This is a genomic window from Microvirga medicaginis (genome assembly GCF_052658925.1).
Map to the genome: position 1 here is coordinate 162,254 of NZ_JBQWEL010000009.1, position 18,581 is coordinate 180,834.

An 18,581-nucleotide genomic window follows, 5' to 3' on the forward strand; every position below is an offset into this window, starting at 1 on the left:
GAGCCGCTCAACCGCTCAGACCAAGCTGCACGGCTTCCTCATCGGAGAAAAGGCGCGAGCGCGTGAGAAAACGGACATCGCGGCCATTCTCGAGAGAGAACATCCCTCCTCGTCCTGGCACCACGTCGATGATGAGCTGAGTGTGCTTCCAGTATTCGTACTGTGAGGGGCTCATGTAGAAGGGTGCACCGCCAATGGTGCCGAGGAGAACATCGGCATCACCGACGATGTAGTCTCCTTGCGGATAGCACATGGGCGATGATCCATCGCAGCAGCCGCCGGATTGGTGAAACAGGACAGGTCCGTACTCGTTTTGCAACGTCGCGATCAGGTCGAGCGCCGCAGGCGTTGCCGTCACGCGCAAAATGCCAGCATCCATTCCTTCTCCCTCCCTCGGTATTAGGCCGGGACGCAGTGCGCCCCGGCCTTGTTGGAGCCCGATCCCTTCGGACGACTGCCCCTTCGTCCGCGTCGGCCTCCTAGAGCATCGGACGAGAAAAGTGGACTTTCACTTTTGGGATCGATCCGATGCTCAATTTTTTCAATCAGCGCATCGTTTGGAGCAGAAAACCGGGTCCACTTTTCGTTGACGCGGCCCTCCGGGTCCGCACGATGCGCCAGGGCATCAGAAGAAGCCGAGAGCCTTGTCGCTGTAGCTCACCAGCAGGTTCTTGGTCTGCTGGTAGTGATCGAGCATCATCTTGTGCGTCTCGCGGCCGATGCCCGACTGCTTGTAGCCGCCGAAGGCCGCATGGGCCGGATAGGCATGATAGCAGTTGGTCCACACACGGCCTGCATGGATGGCGCGGCCGAAGCGATAGGCGCGATTGCCGTTGCGTGTCCACACGCCTGCGCCGAGGCCGTAAAGCGTGTCGTTGGCGATGTGCAGCGCCTCGTCCTCATCCTTGAAGGTCGTGACGGAGACCACAGGCCCGAAGATTTCCTCCTGGAACACGCGCATGCGGTTGTGGCCACGGAACACGGTGGGCTTCACGTAATACCCGCCGGCGAGATCGCCCGACATCACGTTGCGCTCGCCGCCGGTCAGCACCTGAGCGCCCTCCTGCTTGCCGATATCGATGTAGCTGAGAATCTTCTCGAGCTGCTCGCTGGAGGCCTGAGCGCCGATCATCGTGGTGGGATCGAGAGGGCTTCCCTGCTTGATCGCCTCGACGCGCTTGAGCGCCCGCTCCATGAACCGGTCGTAGATGGATTCCTGGATCAGCGCACGGCTCGGGCAGGTGCAGACCTCGCCCTGGTTGAGTGCGAACATCACGAAGCCTTCGAGGGCCTTGTCGAAGAACGCGTCATCTTCCGCGAGCACGTCGGAGAAGAAGATATTCGGCGACTTGCCTCCGAGTTCCAGCGTGACCGGAATGAGGTTCTGGCTCGCATATTGCATGATGAGACGGCCGGTCGTCGTCTCGCCGGTGAAGGCGATCTTGGCGATGCGCGAACTCGATGCCAGCGGCTTGCCGGCTTCGAGACCAAAGCCGTTCACGATATTGAGCACACCTGCCGGCAGCAGATCGGCGACGAGTTCCGCCCAGACCAGGATCGAAGCGGGAGTCTGCTCGGCAGGTTTCAGCACCACGCAATTACCGGCGGCAAGAGCCGGTGCGAGTTTCCAGGCCGCCATGAGGATCGGGAAGTTCCAGGGAATGATCTGTCCGACCACGCCGAGCGGCTCATGGAAGTGATAGGCGACCGTGTCGTGATCGATCTCGGCCGCCGAGCCTTCCTGCGCTCTGATACAGCTCGCAAAATAGCGGAAATGGTCGATGGCGAGCGGAATATCGGCGGCTGTCGTCTCACGGATCGGCTTGCCATTGTCCCAGGTCTCGGCCGATGCGAGAAGATCGAGGTTTTCCTCCATCCGATCGGCGATCTCATTGAGAATGCGTGCACGCTCGGCAGGTGCCGTCTTGCCCCAGGCGTCCTTCGCCGCATGCGCCGCATCGAGAGCTTTCTCGATATCGTCCTTGTCGGAGCGCGCTATTTCGCAGACCACCTTGCCGTTCAGGGGCGAAGCATTCTCAAAATACTTTCCGGCGACAGGCTCCTTCCACTCGCCTCCGATATAATTGCCATAACGGGTCTTGAAGGGTGCTTTTGCGATCGAGAGAAATTCTGGCTTGTTCATTTGGTTTCCTCCCTGGATGAACATAGCCAGATGAGCAATTTCCGTGCCAAAGCACTGTTTTGCAAAGCAGCAATCGTCCCCGCAGCGCCGTAAGTCACTGTCTGCAATCATGAGACCGGCAATGCTTGACCGTGTGCACTTTTGACCGCTTCGCTTTACCGGAAGTTCGGCTATGATGCTTTGCGTCACGTAAAGAAACGCATCTGCGACAGCTGTTGCAATTTGCGACACCGGGACAGGAGGAAGCCGTGTCGTCAGATAAGATTCAGCATGCGCGTCAATCGTTCTTTTCCAGGGGCAGTGTCCCCGGTGGGTTGATCTCGCAGCCCATTCTCCGCTCCTGGACCCGCTGCGCGGCTTTAGGTCTTGAAGGGCGTGCCAATTCCCTACCGGAACCTCTCACCTCTCGCGAATTCGCCATCTCCGCGGAAGAAGCGGAGACGTTCAGGCGTCTCTGCCGGCCCGAGATCGAGGCCCTGTATGCGGATGCGGAAGCGACCGATAGCATCGTCATCCTCACCAATGCGCGCGGGCTCGTTCTCGACACGATCGGCAGCGTTGATTTCGCCCAGCGCGCAGCACGCGTCGCTCTCATGCCCGGCGTGCCCTGGAGCGAGCAGACGGTCGGCACGAATGCGATCGGAACGGCTCTCGCGGAAGGGTGCCCCATCGAGGTCCGGGGCGCCGAGCACTATCTCGAATGCAACCGGATCCTGAGCTGTTCCGCCACCCCCATCATCGGGCCGCATGGAGAGGTGCTGGGAGTTCTCGATCTCTCAGGTCCGGCTGAAGTGCATCACGCCCATGCGCTCGGTCTCGTGCGGCTTGCTGCCGAGCAGATTGAGTATCGCCTGTTCGATCGCGGTTTCGAGCATGCGGATATCGTACACATCCACACGGACCCGGCCATGCTGGGAACGTCTCGTGAGGGCATTCTCGTTTTTGAGGATGGTTGCCTCAAGGCCGCCAACAGGTATGGCCTGAAGCTCGTTGGCCGTAACTTCGATGCGCTGGGGACAGTCACCTGGTCAGACCTGTTCCAGAACGGTGTCAGGACCCTTGCCGATACGGGCAACCTGAAGCGCAGCGATGGCGCCGCCCTTCTCGGACGGCTGGAACATCGCAAACCCACTCTCTCGTCAATGCTTCGACGGAAGCAGGCGCTCCCGCCCGCGAATATCGGTCCCATCTTCAATGCCGAAACACAAAGGGCACTGGACCGCGCCGTTCGGCTGCTCAACGCGGACGTTCCGGTTCTGGTATGGGGCGAGACGGGAACGGGCAAGGAAGTTTTCGCCCGTGCCGTTCACGGCGGGAGCGCGCGGGCGGACAAGCCATTCGTCGCCGTCAACTGTGCCGCCCTGCCCGAGACCCTGATGGAAGCGGAGCTGTTCGGCTACCAGGCGGGAGCGTTCACCGGTGCGCGTCCCGGCGGATCGAAAGGTCACTTACGCGAAGCGGATGGCGGCGTTTTGTTTCTCGATGAGATCGGCGACATGCCGCTCTCCCTCCAGACCAAGCTTCTGCGCGTGCTCCAGGAGCGGGAAGTCGTGCCTCTCGGCGGCAGCCGCGCGGTGCCCGTGGATTTCACCCTTATCTGCGCCACGAACCGCAATCTCTCGGAGCTCGTCCAGACCGGCGGGTTCCGCTCCGATCTCTATTTCCGGATCGCGCAATACAGTATCGAGCTGCAACCATTGAGGCATCGGGCTGACAGGATGCAGCTGATCGACGCCATCTGGGAGTCCCTTGGTGCAGCCTCTCAAGCAATCGTTCTGGAGCCTGAATGCCGGAAACGACTCTCCAGTTACGACTGGCCCGGCAATTTCCGCCAGCTGGTTGGCTGCCTCAGGGCCATGCTGGCACTGTGCGAGCCGGGAGACCGGCTGGGGAGTGACGCCCTCCCCCCGGATGTGAGGAATGCGCCACCGGCGCAGAGCCCTGCCCCGGCAAGGCCCGCGCCTCTCCCGGCGACGCTCGATTCAATGACCATCGCGGCCATGCGTGAGGCCCTTGCGGCAGCCGAAGGGAATGTTTCGCTCGCCGCCCGCAGACTCGGGATCAGCCGCAGCACCCTCTATCGGCGTCTCCAGGGCAACGCCTGAAGCACGCCTGTTCCGCCCGAAAGAACGGGAGCCGTGCGTACATCCGGCACTGGCTCCCGCCTTTCTGACCGGCCGCCCGAGCGACTGGATTCGTTCAGGATACGCCCAAAGCGCATTGATGGCGGCGACGCATAGGAGGTATGAAATTGCCTCCTTCGAGGGGCCTTCCTCTTGCGAAAGCCTATCAGCCTGAGGCACTGACCGTGCCTGTCAGTCAGACCTGTCTTGGGCGAGATGGCAAAAGGGATTTTCCTGGCCGACCCAACAAGCTATGGGCATGCCGCGACAGGTGAATGGAGCCGATATGAGCGAGCAGTTCTCTCTTGAGAAAGACAAGATCCGGGTGCTTCTGCTCGAAGGGGTCAACGAGAGTGCCGTCGAGCTTATCCGTTCGGCGGGCTACACGAACCTGACCTATCTCAAGACGGCTCTCGATGAGAAGGAGCTGATCGAGGCCTTGCAGGGCGTTCACATTCTGGGCATCCGCTCCCGGACCCAGCTGACACCTGAGGTCTTCGCGGCAGCCAACCGCCTCATCGCCGTCGGCTGCTTCAGCGTGGGCACGAATCAGGTCGATCTCGACGCCGCGCGCCATGCTGCCATTCCTGTCTTCAACGCCCCCTTCTCGAATACCCGCAGCGTCGCTGAACTCGTGATTGGCGAGATCGTCATGCTGTTGCGGCGTATCTTCCCGAAATCCACGGCGGCTCATGCCGGTGCCTGGGACAAATCGGCCATCGACAGTCACGAGGTTCGGGGCAAGACGCTCGGCATCGTCGGCTACGGCAATATCGGCTCGCAACTCTCGTATCTGGCCGAGTCGATGGGCATGCGCGTGATCTTCTACGATCAGACCGATAAGCTGCGCCACGGCAACACGGAGCCCGTCGAGAACCTGCACGATCTGCTCAGTCAGAGTGACGTGGTGAGCCTGCACGTGCCCGAAACGCCTGCGACGCATGGCATGATCGGGGCCTCCGAGATCGCTGCCATGAAGAAAGGCGCGTACCTCATCAATAACAGCCGCGGCACCGTGGTGGATCTGGACGCATTGGCTGAGGCGCTGAAGAGCGGACATCTGCGCGGCGCCGCCGTCGACGTGTTTCCCGTCGAGCCCGCTTCCAACAAGGAGCGCTTCGTGACCCCGCTCCAGGGCCTCGACAACGTGATCCTGACCCCGCACGTCGGCGGCTCCACGGAAGAGGCGCAGGAGCGCATCGGCGCCGAAGTCGCCAGGAAGCTGATCGACTATTCCGACGTGGGCTCGACTATCGGCGCGGTCAACTTCCCGCAGGTGCAATTGTCGTCACGCGCCACGGGCACGCGCTACATCCACGTGCATCGCAACGTGCCCGGCATGCTGGGACGTCTCAACCAGGCCTTCTCCAAGCGCGGCCTTAACATTACAGCGCAGCATCTGCAGACCGACGGCGAGATCGGTTATGTGGTGATCGAGGTCGAGGGGCAGCCTGAACAGAGCCGGGAGACGCTCCGGGAGATCCGCGCGCTGGAAGGCACGATCCGGGCCCGCCTGCTCTACGCCCTCGGCTGATCGGACGTCACACGATCCTGCATTGGCCCTTTCCTAAAGCGTGGAGCCATGCTTGGATCGTCCCATGATCGCCCGCGTTCAGGAACGGATCCGCAGCCTTCTCCAGCAAACAGCTTCACGCCTTGCTGAAGTTGCGCGTCTGCCGGCGGTCGGCGCTGAAGACACCGAAGCGCCCCTCGGTGCCGATCAGCGTCCCACCCCCCGAACACGCCCTCGTGCGGGCAATCGATTCTCTTCACCCTCCATCACTCCCAAAGAGCCGGAATCTTCAACAGACATGAGCGCCTCCGTCGACACACTCGCCGAACAGATGCTGACTCTGGTGGATATTGTTTCCGCTCAGGAGAAGGATATCAAAGCTCTCAAGGAGCAGTGCCGGAGGCTCGAAGAGCACAACCAAGCCATCATGGTGGCCTTCTCGGCATTCTTTCATGTGCTCTCGGTTGGGCGGGTGGCGAAAGCGACCGACGTCGCCGCTTTGCTGCAGAACATCAGCAGGATCGCCGAACAGGAAGGACGGCCCAGGGAATCCGTGGCCTTTCTCCAGGACCTCGCCAGGATGGTTCCCGATGCGGATACCAAACCCAACGCATAGGGACACTTTCCTCATTTACCGTCGCTCAGAAATCCCCCAACTGAGGCGGCAGGAGCGCATCGCGCAAAGCCTGCCAGCTGTCCTTGTCCGGCGCACTGATCAGGCCGCCTCCACGACTGATGGGCTTGTAGGGTGAGCCGTCGAAATGCGCCGTATAGCCGCCGGCCTCGCGGTGGATCAGCCAGCCCGCCGCATGATCCCAAGGCATCACGCTCGACGAGAAGGCGAAGTGGAGATGGCCGCCGGCGATCTGGCGATAGGTGTGCGCCGCGCATCGCAAATCCGCAGCCATGGCGATGCGCGGAAGATGACCGGTCACGACAGGACGAAGGTCTTGCGGCAGATAGCGCCACGACACGTTACCCGCCATCTCCGCAAGCGGGACGGGAGAAGCCACGTTCAAGGGAGCTGTGCTGCCGTCGGGCCGCTGCAGCCACGCACCTTCTCCGCGCACGGCCACGGCCCAGTCGTCACAGATCGGGTCGAGAATGACGCCGCAAACCACTTCGCCCTTCATCACGGCGGATGCCATGACCCCGAACAGCGGAAGACCTGATGCAAAATTCAAGGTGCCGTCCACGGGATCGAGAATGAAGGCGAGATCGGCATCGCCCAATCCATCGAGAAGATCGGGATTGCGGCTGACGCCTTCTTCGCCGATCACGAGCGCGCTCGGAAAGGCACGCAGAAGATCGGCCTCAATCATGCGCTCCGCCGCCTCGTCCGCATCCGTCACCAGATCGAGCTGCGATGTCTTCGTGCGGATCGCATCGGCGGACAGGTTCTTGAAGCGGGGAAGGATTTCCCTCTGAGCAGCATTCCTGAGGATTTCCGCAACTTTGAGGGCATCGGTTCTGGAAAAGCTCATCGTGCTCACGTTTTGCCGAAGAAAGAGGATCAGATCATTTCGAGCGGACGCTTGCGCTTAGGCGCTGGAAACTCTGCATCGATGGCATTCAATTCTTCAGGACTCAACCGGATTTCGAGAGCACGCTGATTGTCCCGCACATGAGCAGGGCTCGACGCCTTGGGAATGGCGATGATGCCTGGCTTCTGCAGAAGCCAGGCCAAAGCGATCTGATAGGGGCTTGCCCCATGATGGCGCCCGATGGTTTGCAGGATGCCAGCTTTCGGAAGACGCCCCTGCTCGATCGGGCTGTAGGCCATGAGCGGCATGCGGCGCTCCGTCATCCAGGGGAGCAGGTCATATTCAGGGCCGCGCCGCGTCACATTGTAGAGCACCTGATTGGTGGCGCAGTTTGCGCCGCCCTCGATTTCGAACAGCTCCTCCATATCGTCCGTGTCGAAATTGCTGACGCCCCAGTGGCGAATGATGCCGGAGCGGCGCAATTCCTCGAAACCTGCTACCGTCTCTTCCAACGGCACGCTGCCGCGCCAATGCAGCAGATACAGATCGAGATGATCTGTCTTGAGCCTCTTCAGGCTTCGCTTGCATGCTTCGATGACACCCCTGCGGCTCGCATTATGCGGATAGACCTTGCTGACGAGGAACAGACGGTCGCGCTCCGACCCGAGAGCCTCAGCGATGAGTTCCTCGGCAGCGCCTTCGCCATACATCTCTGCGGTATCGATCAGCGTCATGCCCAACTCGACTCCCAGGCGCAGCGCCTCGAACTCCTGGGCACGCTTGCCGCACATGTCGGCCATTTGCCAGGTTCCCTGCCCCAATGCGGGAACGACCTCGCCTGTCGGCAGCGTGACGTATCGGCTCATAACGGCACCTTGAGAAAAAATGGTGGAGGCTGCGTCTCTTGAGGATCAACTCGGATCCTTCGCTGCAAGCTATTGCAGGCGTGGCGTTTTCATGAAGCGTCCTCGGTCGGCGGAGCGGATCGTCACGTCGAACGTATCGCCCTCGCGCTCCAAGGTCAGCGGCACATCCACGCCCGCAGGCCCGAGAGCCCAGATGGCGCGATAGAACTCGGCGAGCGATGTGACGGCTTGGCCGGCGACGGCATGAACATTGTCTCCGGCCCGCAATCCGGCGCGCTGTGCCGGAGCATCGCCGGCAAGGCCGATGATCGAGATCTGATCCTCTTCCGTTTCCGAGGCATAGAAGCCGAGCCACGGCTTCGGTGGCCGGCCGACGCGGCCCAGAGTCAGCAGATCGTCGAGGATCGGCTTCAGAAGATCGATGGGCACACTCATGTTCAAGGGCACGATGGCACCACCCTGAGCCTGATGCTGAAGCTGAAGCGAGCCGATGCCGACAAGATCCCCACGCGGGCCGATCAGGGCCGTGCCACCCCAATTGGGATGGGCCGGCACCGTGAAGATGGCATTATCGATGAGGTATTCCCAATAGCCTGCGAACTCCTGGCAGGCGACCACCTGAGCCGCGAGCGAATGGGTGCTCCCGCCGCTGCCGCCCATGACCACCAGATCCCCCGGTGAGAGACGCCTGGAATCGCCCAAAGCCATCACCGGCAACCCGAGCGGCTCCAGAGCCTGAACCAGGCCGAAGCCGCTGTCGTAATCGTAGGCGATCACATGAGCCTCGACCGTGCGCCCCTTGTTGGTCGTCAGCCAAACCTCCTCAGCTTCCGCGATCAGGTATCCAATGGTCACCACGAGGCCATCGTCCCGGATGACCACGCCCTGGCCGGCGCGCTCAATGCCGAGGGTTTCAGCCGTGAAGGCGTCCTCAGGCACCCGGGCCCGAAGCGACACGATGGAGCTCAGGGCTACTCGGAGATCATAGGCGAGAGCGTCCTGATCGGGCTGGAACTCGGGCGGGATCTGCCATTCTTCCGGTGACTGCATCGGAATACTCCTTAACCCCGCCTGCTCTGGCCTGAGGACCCAGGCCAAGAGGAAGACGATCCATACAATCAAGATGGCGGAAAAACCCGGACGTTCAACCCATGCTGCTTGCATGCGAAGGAAGAGAGCACACACGGGCTCGACCTAAATCAAGGCTGGTTGACCCGGGACGAAGCAAGGGGCTGGCATGACGCCAGAATTCATTGCCCGCTACGACGAGCGCGTCCCGCGCTATACAAGCTACCCCACCGCCCCGAATTTCAAGCCGGAGGTCAGCTTCGAAACCTATGCGAGGTGGCTCTCTGGGCTTTCGCCTCGGACCGCGCTCTCGCTTTATCTGCATGTCCCGTTCTGTGCGGAGCTGTGCCTCTATTGCGGATGCCACACGAGCGTGGCCCGCACCTACAGCCCGGGTGCGTCTTACGTGGAGCTTCTGGAGCGGGAGATCGAACTGGTGGCCCGGCATCTGCCGGGCCGTATGGGTGTCACCCATATCCATTGGGGCGGCGGCACGCCGACGATCCTGTCTGGGAATGATCTCAGGCGCGTCATGAGCCTGCTTCAGCGTTCCTTCGAGATCCGCTCGAGCGCCGAGATCGCCGTCGAGATCGACCCGCGCACGCTCACCGTGGAGCATGTGGAGGCGCTCGCAGCCTCGGGCCTCAACCGGGTGAGCCTGGAGTCCAGGATTTTGATCCCAAGGTTCAGAAGACCATCAGCCGGATCCAATCTATCGAGCAGACCGCCAAGGTGGCCACTTGGCTGCGTCATGCCGGTGTGACAGGGCTCAACCTCGACTTGATGTATGGCCCGCCCTACCAGACCAACCGAGAGCGTGCTCCGCACCGTCGAGCAGGCCCTGCTGCTCGCCCCGGACCGCATCGCCCTCTTCGGCTATGCGCATGTTCCGTGGATGAAGCGACATCAGACGCTGTTGCCGGAGAAGGCCATGCCGGATGCCATCCAGCGCGTCGAGCAGAACACCGCCGCAGCCGCAGCCCTCCTTGAGGCGGGCTATGTCCAGATCGGCCTCGACCACTTCGCCAAGCCGTCCGATCCCATTGTCCTGCGCCAGCGCGAAGGACGCCTGCACCGGAATTTTCAAGGCTACATGACCGATGAAGCCGCGACCCTCATCGGGTTCGGAACCTCGGCCATCGACGAGCTGGCCCGAGACGGCCTTGTGAGGCGCGATGGCTTGTCCATCGCGATTCCCGAGGACAGCCGTCTCCTGGTCCGGAACGTCTGCGCGGCGTTCGACCGCTATCTCGAAAGCGGCGTCGCGCGGCATTCCCGCGCTGTCTAGCGCATCATGCGCAACCGGAGATCCGCTCGAAGGACGCGCTCTCCATCGAAGGGAGCATCGGGCGAGATCCCAAAGTGCAGATCCACTTTGGGCCCGATGCTCTAAGCCTTTCGTGGGGCATTGGCGGGGGCACCAGCCCCGTTTGATTTGCATCAATGCCCCTTCCCCACCCCACCCCTAGTGAGGAACACTGATGGCGAAGCTCAGGGCCTCGCCAAACTTCAGAACGGTCGAGACCTATGGCTCAAACGGCAACATCTCCTAAAGGAATGACCATTGGCGAAGCAGGCTCCGCTCTTGCTTTCGCGGCTCTGGCTCTCCTGAGCATTATCATCGCGGCGAAGGCCTATACGCCTGAATACGCCTTCCATGCTTATCTCTTCGCGGCCGCAAGCGTCGCGGCTGTGTTCGCGATCGTCAATCGCTACTACGAGCGGCCCGCCGCTCTGCCGGCGCCGACGATCAACGGCAAGCCCAACTACAACATGGGCCCCGTGAAGTTTGCGACCATCGCCGCCGTGTTCTGGGGCATCGCAGGATTCACCATCGGTCTTCTGATCGCGTCTCAGCTGGCCTTCCCGGCACTCAATTTCGACACCGCCTGGCTCTCGTTCGGGCGCATGCGGCCGCTGCACACCTCCGCCGTGATCTTCGCCTTCGGCGGCAACGTGCTGATCGGCAGCTCGTTCTATGTGGTCCAGCGCACCTGCCGCGCACGCCTCGCCGGCGATATCGCGCCCTGGTTCGTGGTGCTGGGTTACAACTTCTTCATCATCATTGCCGGCACGGGCTACCTGCTCGGCATCACCCAGAGCAAGGAATATGCCGAGCCTGAGTGGTACGCCGACCTCTGGCTGACAATCGTGTGGGTGACGTATCTCCTCGTGTTCCTTGGCACGGTCATGCGCCGCAAGGAGCCGCACATCTACGTGGCGAACTGGTTCTATCTCGGCTTCATCCTGACGATCGCCGTTCTGCACCTCGGCAACAATGCGTCGATCCCGGTCTCGATCTTCTCGCCGAAGAGCTACATCGTGTGGTCGGGCGTGCAGGATGCACTGGTGCAGTGGTGGTACGGCCACAATGCGGTGGGCTTCTTCCTCACGGCCGGCTTCCTCGCCATCATGTACTACTTCATCCCGAAGCGGGCTGAGCGGCCGGTCTATTCCTACCGCCTCTCCATCGTTCACTTCTGGGCCCTGATCTTTACCTATATCTGGGCCGGTCCGCACCACCTGCACTACACCGCCCTGCCCGACTGGGCGCAGACGCTGGGCATGGTCTTCTCGGTCATTCTGTGGATGCCCTCCTGGGGCGGCATGATCAACGGCCTCATGACCCTCTCGGGAGCCTGGGACAAGCTCCGCACGGATCCCGTGCTGCGCCTGATGGTCGTGTCGGTCGCGTTCTATGGCATGGCGACCTTCGAAGGCCCGCTCATGTCGGTGAAGGCCGTGAACTCGCTCTCGCACTACACCGACTGGACCATCGGTCACGTCCACTCGGGCGCTCTCGGCTGGGTGGCCTACGTGTCCTTCGGCGCGATCTACTGCCTCGTTCCGTGGCTGTGGAACAAGAAGGAGCTCTACTCCATGAAGGCCGTCTCCTGGCACTTCTGGATCTCCACCCTCGGCATCGTGCTGTACATCTCGTCGATGTGGGTTGCGGGCATCCTGCAGGGCCTCATGTGGCGTGCCTATACCAGCCTCGGCTTCCTTGAGTACTCGTTCATCGAGACCGTCGAAGCGATGCATCCCTTCTACATCATCCGTGCACTCGGCGGCGCTCTCTTCGTGGCTGGCAGCCTGATCATGGCGTGGAACGTCTGGAAGACGATTACCACGGCAGAAGCTGTCGAAGAAGAAGCCCTCCCGGCCCAGCCCGCGCTCGTCGCTGCGGAGTAAAGGAAACGATCATGTCACTCTGGTCCCGTCATAAGATCTTCGAGACCAATTCGATCATTCTCGTCCTCGGCGTGCTGATCGTTGTCTCCATCGGCGGTCTCGTCGAAATCGTACCGCTCTTCTACCTGAAGAGCACCATCGAGAAGGTGGAGGGCGTCAGGCCCTACACCCCGCTCGAGCTCGCCGGGCGCAACATCTACGTGCGTGAAGGCTGCTACAACTGCCACAGCCAGATGATCCGCCCGTTGCGCGACGAGGTGGAACGCTACGGTCACTACTCACTCGCTGCCGAGAGCATGTATGACCGTCCCTTCCAGTGGGGTTCCAAGCGCACCGGACCGGATCTCGCCCGCGTCGGCAACAAGTATTCCGACGACTGGCACCGCGACCACCTGAAGAACCCGCGCGCCGTAGTGCCCGGCTCCATCATGCCGAGCTATCCCTGGCTCGAGCAGAACGAGCTCGATGCAAGCAGGATTGCCGAGGATATGAAGATCCAGGCCACGCTTGGCGTGCCCTACAGCGAGGAAATGCTGAAGAAAGCCGACAGCGACGTTCGTATCCAGGCCACCGCCGACGATCCGAATGCCGAGGATCTCGCCACACGCTATCCGAAGGCCCAGTCACGCAGTTTCGACGGCAACACGCAGAAGGTCACTGAAGCGGACGCCCTGATTGCCTATCTGCAGATGCTCGGCACGCAGGTCGACTTCAAGCTCTACGACAACAAGGCCAACGTGCGCTGAGGACGAACCACCATGCCAGCCGCATACAAATTCTTTGCTGAATTCGCCCAGACCTGGGGACTGCTGTATTTCGTAGCAATCTTCCTGGTGGTCCTGGTCTACGCCCTCGCACCCTCGCGGAAGGATCGCTTCGAAGCGGCCGCCCGCATGCCTCTCCAGGAGGATTGATCCTATGGCCCAAGGAACCCATGAAGGGACTCACGAACAGGTCGACGCCGTCACCGGCGTGGCCACAACCGGGCACAGCTGGGACGACATCCAGGAGCTCAACAACCCGCTGCCGCGCTGGTGGCTGTGGACCTTCTACTTCACCATCATGTGGGCGATTGCGTACAGCATCGCCTATCCGGCCTGGCCGATGGTCTCGTCCTACACCAAGGGCGTGCTCGGCTGGCAGTCCCGCGATGCCATCGAGGTCGAACTCGCGGCTCTCAAGGACCAGCGCTCGGGCATGACGGCGAAGCTCGCCGAAGCCTCGCTCGAGGACATCAAGAAGAATCCCGAGCTGTTCGCTTTCGCCCGCGCTCAGGGCAAGGCGTCCTTCGGCGACAATTGCGCGCCTTGCCATGGTGCAGGCGGCGGCGGCGCCAAGGGCTACCCGAACCTGAACGACGACGATTGGCTGTGGGGCGGCTCTCTGGAGCAGATCCAGCAGACGATCCAGTATGGTGCCCGCTCCACCAGCGATCAGGGCCATACCGGCAACATGCCTGCCTTCGGCCGTGACGGCCTGCTCAAGCGTGAGGAAATCTCGCAGGTGGCGGATTATGTGCGCTCCCTGTCGGGTCTTCCGGCTGAAAAGGGTGTCGATGTCGCTGCCGGCGCCAGGATCTTCGCCGACAATTGCGCAGCCTGCCACGGCGACAAGGGCCAGGGCATGCAGGAGATGGGTGCCCCGAACCTCACGGATAAGATCTGGCTGTTCGGCTCCGACAAGGCCACCATCATGGAGGGGCTCAACAACGGCCGTGGCGGCGTGATGCCGACCTGGCACGGTCGCCTTGATGACACGACCATCAAGGCTCTGACGCTCTATGTCCATTCCCTGGGCGGCGATCAGAACCGTTAAGCTGCGTCAAAGCGCTCCAGCTTGAGCATAACACCGTGGCCGGGGGCCTCCCCCGGCCACTGGCTTGACTCAAATCAAGGCGGTTTCCCGCCCCGCAGCCTATCCCAGGGTCACTCCTGATCGAGAACCCACGACGGATTCGATGGCTGACGCTCCTGTTTCCCCTTCCCTTGCGAGTGCAGAGGCCGATGACGCCCCGCTTTTTGCGCCACGCAAGCAGATCTATCCGCAGGCCGTGAAAGGCCGCTTGCGCACGATCAAATGGATCGTGCTGCTTGTTACGCTGGGCATCTACTATCTCGTTCCCTTCATCCGCTGGGACCGCGGCCCGAATGCCCCCGATCAAGCCGTTCTGGTCGATCTCGCCAATGGCCGCTTCTATTTCTTCTTTATCGAGATCTGGCCGCAGGAAGTTTACTACATCACAGGGCTCCTCGTTCTGGCGGCCCTGACCCTCTTCCTCATGAACGCCGTCGCGGGCCGCGTCTGGTGCGGCTATCTCTGCCCGCAGACGGTCTGGACCGACCTGTTCTACGCCGTCGAGCGCTGGATCGAAGGCGACCGCCGCGAGCGGATGCTTAAGGACAGGGAAAAGCTCACTCTGAAAGTGGCGGCTCAGAAGGGCCTGAAGCACTTCATCTGGCTGATGATCGCCTGGTGGACCGGCGGCGCCTGGGTGCTTTACTTCGCCGACGCGCCGACTCTCGTCTATGAGCTGGCCACGTTCCAGGCGCCGATGATCGCCTACATGTGGATCGGCATACTCACCTTCACCACCTACACGCTCGCCGGCTTCATGCGCGAGCAGGTCTGCACCTATATGTGCCCCTGGCCCCGCATCCAGGCTGCACTGACAGACGAGTACGCGCTCAACGTCACCTACCGCTATGACCGGGGCGAGCCGCGCGGCTCGATGAAGAAGAACGAGGTCCTGAAGCTGCAAGGACTGCCTGCAGGTGACTGCATCGACTGCAATCAGTGCGTCAATGTCTGCCCCACCGGCGTCGACATCCGCAAGGGCCTGCAGATGGATTGCATCCAGTGCGGCCTCTGCATCGACGCGTGCAACGCGGTGATGGAGAAGATCGATCGCCCGCTGAACCTCATTGCCTATGACACGGAAATGAACGTGAAGGCCCGCATGGAGGGTCGTCCGGAGGTGCGCCGCATCGTGCGTCCGCGCACTCTCTTCTATGCTGGCATCATCGCGATCGTCGGCGCGACCATGATCGGCTCGCTCGCCATGCGCCAGAGCATCTACTTAAGCGTCATGCACGACCGCAACCCGCTCTTCGTGCGCCTGTCCGATGGATCGATACGAAACGGCTTCACCGTTCGCGTGGCCAACAAGAACCTCGATGAGCGTACCTACGCTCTCACGGTGGATGGTTTGCCGAATGCGAAGCTCGATATCGTGGGCGGCGAAATCGATCAGCAGGGCCGCATAGTTGTGAGGGTCGGCCCCGACCAGACGCTGGAGGCCCGCGTTCTCGTCAGCTCGGAGGGTTCGGACGTTCCCTCGTCAACCGACATTCACTTCACGCTCACCGATCTTGCCACCGGCGATACGAGCCGGATGAACGATCACTTCAAGGCGCCTTGAGAGGATACCTCCATGTCCACAACAACAGCCGGCCGCCCTCCTCGCATCATTACCGGGCGCACGGTTCTCAACTACTTCATCACGTTCTTCGGCATTATCTTTGCCATGAATTTCGTGATGATCCGCTTCGCCGTGTCGAGTTTCAGCGGCGTTGAGACGGAAAGCTCCTACAAGGCCGGTCTCACCTTCAAGAACGACGTGGCGGCGGCTCACACCCAGGATGCCCTTCACTGGGCAGTGGACGCGAGCATCCAGCGCGGCGGTGAGAACCGCATCCTCATCACGGCCCGCGATGCGAAGGCGCAATCCCTCTCCGGCCTCACGGCCGAGGTGCGCCTTGCGCATCCGACGGATAAGCGCCGCGATATCGCCATCGAAGTTGTGGAAACCACCGCTGGCCAGTTTCAGAGCCTCACTCCGCTTCCGGAAGGTAGCTGGGATCTGGTGATCGGCTTGCAGCGCTCAGGTGAAACCGTCTTCCGCTCCAAGAGCCGCATTTCGCTCTAAAGGAAAAGAATACCATGGCCGAACCCCTCGATCTCTCAATCTTCGTCAAGCGTCAGGACGACGGAACGGCGCATCTCGATCTTGCCATCGAGGGCATCGATTGCGCTGCCTGCATCGACGAGATCGAGGGCGGCCTATGCCGGCTTCATGGCGTCGTGGATGCGCGACTGAACTACACCACGCATCGTCTTGCGGTACAGTGGCAGGAGGGAGTCATCGCGCCCTCTGCCGTTGTCGATGAATTGCAGCGCCTTGGCTATCGCGCCCATCCTTATCAGTCGCGTCTGGTGGAAGAGGAAGAAGCACGCCGCTCCCAGTGGCTCCTGAAATGTCTGGCCGTGGCGGGCTTTGCCTCCATGAACATCATGCTGCTTGCGGTCTCCGTCTGGTCGGGCAACGTGACCGACATCACGCCGGAAACCCGCGACTTCTTCCACTGGCTTGCCGCTTTCATCGCGCTGCCGACTGTGGCCTATGCGGGCCAGCCGTTCTTCCGCAGCGCCATGAGCGCGTTGAAGGCTAAGCGCACCAACATGGACGTGCCGATCACCATCGGGATCCTGCTGGCGCTCACCATGTCGGTGGTGGAGACCATCAATCATGCCGAGCACACCTATTTCGACTCGGTCGTGATGCTGCTCTTCTTCCTTCTCTGCGGCCGCTATCTCGACCAGGCCATGCGCCGCCGCACCCGCGCGGTGGCGGGCAATCTCGCCGCTCTCAAGGCGGAGGTCGCGCACCGCCTCGACGACAAGGGCGAGGCCGTTCTCGTTCCCACGGCTGCCCTCAACCCTGGCGATCGCGTTCTCGTGCGCTCCGGCGAGCGTGTCGCGGTCGACGGCGTCGTCATTGCGGGCACTTCCGAACTTGACGAGAGCCTCGTGACAGGTGAAACGGTGCGCCGCTCCGCTGCGATCGGCGATACGGTTTATGCCGGCAGCATGAACTATGACGGCACGCTCACTCTCCGGGTGACGGCTGCGGGCAAGGGCACCCTTCTCGATGAGGTGGAGCGGCTTCTCGAAACCGCTGCCGCAGCCAAGTCCCGCTATGTGCAACTGGCGGACAAAGTGGCGCGTGCCTACGCTCCGGTGGTGCATCTGACGGCTGCTCTGACGGCGATTGTTTGGATTGCCCTTGGGGCCACCGTCCATGATGCCGTCATCATTGCCGTTGCAGTATTGATCATCACCTGCCCCTGCGCACTGGCGCTTGCCGTGCCTGTCGTGCAGGTCGTCGCCTCGGGTGCCTTGTTCCGCTCGAATGTCTTCCTCAACTCCGGCGATGCGCTGGAGCGTCTGGCTTGTGCCGACGCCATCGTGTTCGACAAAACCGGTACCCTGACGCTGCCCGAGATGCGGGTTGCCAATGCCTCTTCGATCCGCCCGGATCTTCTTGAGGCGGCGGCACGGCTTGCTCTCTCGAGCCATCACCCGCTGGCGGCCGCCGTCGCGCAGGAGGCGAAGGAGCGCCGTCCCTACGAAGAGGCAACGGAAGAGGCTGGCCAAGGCGTGAAGGCCATCGTGCATGGCGTGGAGCATCGCCTCGGAAGCCCTGCCTTCTGCGGTGCCGCCGATCTCGTGCCCAAGGCAGTGGGTCAAGAGGCGGATGCCTCGATGATCGCCTTCGCCCGCGGCCATGAACGCGCCATCATGCTGGTCCGTCAGACCCTGCGTCCTGATGCCGTGACGACGGTGAAGGCTCTGCGTGATCTCGGCATCGATTGCCGCATCCTCTCCGGTGATCGCCCGGAAGCAGTCGCTCCCATTGCAGCCGCTCTTGGCATCCGCGAATGGCGCGGCGGCGCGAAGCCCGCGGAGAAGATCGCCGCCATCGAAGTACTCAAGGCTGAAGGCCGCAAAGTGCTCATGGTCGGCGATGGCCTCAACGATGCACCGGCCCTCGCCACGGCGGACGTCTCCATCTCGCCGATCACGGCTGCCGATATCACCCAGGCGCATGCGGATGCGGTCTTCCTCGGCGACAAGCTCTCTCCTGTTCTGGATGCTCTCAGCATCGCTCGCCGCTCACGCGCACTGATGCGCCAGAACCTGATGATCGCGCTCGTCTATAACGTGATCGCGGTTCCGCTGGCCTTCATGGGTTATGTGACGCCGCTCATTGCCGCACTCGCCATGTCCGGCTCATCGAGCCTGGTGACGCTGAACGCCCTTCGCGCACGAAACGCAAAGGCCAAGGCCTTCCCGGAAGCGCCGGCCTCCTCCGACCCTACACCTGCCGTTCCGGTCTTGCAGGGAGCCTGATCC

The 18,581-nt window shown here is 61.9% G+C and carries 15 protein-coding genes and 1 pseudogene; 11 read left to right on the forward strand and 5 right to left on the reverse strand.

Features of this window, described 5'->3' with window-relative positions; all coding sequences use genetic code 11:
- Window positions 1-7 precede the first annotated feature (7 nt).
- Both ACUXUR_RS13725 and adh read right to left on the reverse strand, forming a co-directional pair.
- Complete coding sequence (locus ACUXUR_RS13725; RefSeq protein WP_445502920.1) at window positions 8-379, reverse strand: DUF779 domain-containing protein; 372 nt, start codon at window positions 377-379, stop codon at window positions 8-10.
- Window positions 380-625: 246 nt separating this feature from the next.
- Window positions 626-2,143 carry an aldehyde dehydrogenase gene (gene adh / locus ACUXUR_RS13730; protein WP_445502921.1) on the reverse strand — a complete coding sequence of 506 codons (1,518 nt, stop codon included), beginning with the start codon at window positions 2,141-2,143 and terminating at the stop codon, window positions 626-628.
- 248 nt (window positions 2,144-2,391) lie between these two features.
- Here adh and ACUXUR_RS13735 point away from each other — a divergent pair, with 248 nt between their 5' ends.
- From ACUXUR_RS13735 to ACUXUR_RS13745, 3 genes are all read left to right on the forward strand, one after another.
- Complete coding sequence (locus ACUXUR_RS13735) at window positions 2,392-4,248, forward strand: sigma-54-dependent Fis family transcriptional regulator (protein WP_445502922.1); 1,857 nt, start codon at window positions 2,392-2,394, stop codon at window positions 4,246-4,248.
- Window positions 4,249-4,552: 304 nt separating this feature from the next.
- On the forward strand, window positions 4,553-5,800 hold the full coding sequence (gene serA, locus ACUXUR_RS13740; protein WP_445502923.1) for a phosphoglycerate dehydrogenase: 1,248 nt from the start codon (window positions 4,553-4,555) through the stop codon (window positions 5,798-5,800).
- 64 nt (window positions 5,801-5,864) lie between these two features.
- Window positions 5,865-6,395, forward strand: a complete 531-nt coding sequence (locus ACUXUR_RS13745; protein ID WP_445502924.1) for a hypothetical protein — start codon at window positions 5,865-5,867, stop codon at window positions 6,393-6,395.
- A gap of 25 nt (window positions 6,396-6,420) precedes the next feature.
- On the opposite strand, the gene ACUXUR_RS13750 is transcribed toward ACUXUR_RS13745, so the two are convergent.
- The 3 genes from ACUXUR_RS13750 to ACUXUR_RS13760 all read right to left on the reverse strand — a co-directional run bounded on the left by ACUXUR_RS13750 (window position 6,421) and on the right by ACUXUR_RS13760 (window position 9,179).
- Window positions 6,421-7,263: an inositol monophosphatase family protein gene (locus tag ACUXUR_RS13750; RefSeq protein ID WP_445502925.1), complete on the reverse strand. Its 843-nt coding sequence runs from the start codon at window positions 7,261-7,263 to the stop codon at window positions 6,421-6,423.
- A 29-nt stretch (window positions 7,264-7,292) separates the two neighbouring features.
- Window positions 7,293-8,129: an aldo/keto reductase gene (locus ACUXUR_RS13755; protein WP_445502926.1), complete on the reverse strand. Its 837-nt coding sequence runs from the start codon at window positions 8,127-8,129 to the stop codon at window positions 7,293-7,295.
- A 69-nt stretch (window positions 8,130-8,198) separates the two neighbouring features.
- Entirely contained in the window at window positions 8,199-9,179 is a 981-nt protein-coding gene (locus tag ACUXUR_RS13760; protein ID WP_445502927.1) for a S1C family serine protease, read from the reverse strand.
- 187 nt (window positions 9,180-9,366) lie between these two features.
- Between ACUXUR_RS13760 and hemN the strand changes: the two are divergent.
- The 8 genes and pseudogenes from hemN to ACUXUR_RS13800 all read left to right on the forward strand — a co-directional run bounded on the left by hemN (window position 9,367) and on the right by ACUXUR_RS13800 (window position 18,578).
- Window positions 9,367-10,485, forward strand: a pseudogene (gene hemN / locus ACUXUR_RS13765) (oxygen-independent coproporphyrinogen III oxidase).
- A 239-nt stretch (window positions 10,486-10,724) separates the two neighbouring features.
- Window positions 10,725-12,389: a cytochrome-c oxidase, cbb3-type subunit I gene (ccoN, locus tag ACUXUR_RS13770; RefSeq protein ID WP_445502928.1), complete on the forward strand. Its 1,665-nt coding sequence runs from the start codon at window positions 10,725-10,727 to the stop codon at window positions 12,387-12,389.
- 11 nt (window positions 12,390-12,400) lie between these two features.
- Window positions 12,401-13,135, forward strand: a complete 735-nt coding sequence (gene ccoO / locus ACUXUR_RS13775) for a cytochrome-c oxidase, cbb3-type subunit II (protein WP_445502929.1) — start codon at window positions 12,401-12,403, stop codon at window positions 13,133-13,135.
- Window positions 13,136-13,147: 12 nt separating this feature from the next.
- On the forward strand, window positions 13,148-13,303 hold the full coding sequence (locus ACUXUR_RS13780) for a cbb3-type cytochrome c oxidase subunit 3 (RefSeq protein ID WP_445502930.1): 156 nt from the start codon (window positions 13,148-13,150) through the stop codon (window positions 13,301-13,303).
- 4 nt (window positions 13,304-13,307) lie between these two features.
- The gene (gene ccoP, locus ACUXUR_RS13785) at window positions 13,308-14,204 is read left to right on the forward strand and encodes a cytochrome-c oxidase, cbb3-type subunit III (protein WP_445502931.1); all 897 of its coding nucleotides are present in this window, start codon (window positions 13,308-13,310) and stop codon (window positions 14,202-14,204) included.
- Between the two features lie 142 nt (window positions 14,205-14,346).
- Complete coding sequence (gene ccoG / locus ACUXUR_RS13790) at window positions 14,347-15,807, forward strand: cytochrome c oxidase accessory protein CcoG (protein WP_445502932.1); 1,461 nt, start codon at window positions 14,347-14,349, stop codon at window positions 15,805-15,807.
- Window positions 15,808-15,819: 12 nt separating this feature from the next.
- Complete coding sequence (locus ACUXUR_RS13795; protein WP_445502933.1) at window positions 15,820-16,314, forward strand: FixH family protein; 495 nt, start codon at window positions 15,820-15,822, stop codon at window positions 16,312-16,314.
- 14 nt (window positions 16,315-16,328) lie between these two features.
- The gene (locus ACUXUR_RS13800) at window positions 16,329-18,578 is read left to right on the forward strand and encodes a heavy metal translocating P-type ATPase (RefSeq protein ID WP_445502934.1); all 2,250 of its coding nucleotides are present in this window, start codon (window positions 16,329-16,331) and stop codon (window positions 18,576-18,578) included.
- Window positions 18,579-18,581 lie beyond the last annotated feature (3 nt).

What these genes read in the sequence shown, in the direction of transcription:
- ACUXUR_RS13725 (WP_445502920.1), bottom strand. Translation starts at nt 379, where the DNA reads ATGGATGCTGGCATTTTGCGCGTGACGGCAACGCCTGCGGCGCTCGAC.
- adh (WP_445502921.1), bottom strand. Translation starts at nt 2,143, where the DNA reads ATGAACAAGCCAGAATTTCTCTCGATCGCAAAAGCACCCTTCAAGACC.
- serA (WP_445502923.1), top strand. Translation starts at nt 4,553, where the DNA reads ATGAGCGAGCAGTTCTCTCTTGAGAAAGACAAGATCCGGGTGCTTCTG.
- ACUXUR_RS13745 (WP_445502924.1), top strand. Translation starts at nt 5,865, where the DNA reads ATGATCGCCCGCGTTCAGGAACGGATCCGCAGCCTTCTCCAGCAAACA.
- ACUXUR_RS13750 (WP_445502925.1), bottom strand. Translation starts at nt 7,263, where the DNA reads ATGAGCTTTTCCAGAACCGATGCCCTCAAAGTTGCGGAAATCCTCAGG.
- ACUXUR_RS13755 (WP_445502926.1), bottom strand. Translation starts at nt 8,129, where the DNA reads ATGAGCCGATACGTCACGCTGCCGACAGGCGAGGTCGTTCCCGCATTG.
- ACUXUR_RS13760 (WP_445502927.1), bottom strand. Translation starts at nt 9,179, where the DNA reads ATGCAGTCACCGGAAGAATGGCAGATCCCGCCCGAGTTCCAGCCCGAT.
- ccoN (WP_445502928.1), top strand. Translation starts at nt 10,725, where the DNA reads ATGGCTCAAACGGCAACATCTCCTAAAGGAATGACCATTGGCGAAGCA.
- ccoO (WP_445502929.1), top strand. Translation starts at nt 12,401, where the DNA reads ATGTCACTCTGGTCCCGTCATAAGATCTTCGAGACCAATTCGATCATT.
- ACUXUR_RS13780 (WP_445502930.1), top strand. Translation starts at nt 13,148, where the DNA reads ATGCCAGCCGCATACAAATTCTTTGCTGAATTCGCCCAGACCTGGGGA.
- ccoP (WP_445502931.1), top strand. Translation starts at nt 13,308, where the DNA reads ATGGCCCAAGGAACCCATGAAGGGACTCACGAACAGGTCGACGCCGTC.
- ccoG (WP_445502932.1), top strand. Translation starts at nt 14,347, where the DNA reads ATGGCTGACGCTCCTGTTTCCCCTTCCCTTGCGAGTGCAGAGGCCGAT.
- ACUXUR_RS13795 (WP_445502933.1), top strand. Translation starts at nt 15,820, where the DNA reads ATGTCCACAACAACAGCCGGCCGCCCTCCTCGCATCATTACCGGGCGC.
- ACUXUR_RS13800 (WP_445502934.1), top strand. Translation starts at nt 16,329, where the DNA reads ATGGCCGAACCCCTCGATCTCTCAATCTTCGTCAAGCGTCAGGACGAC.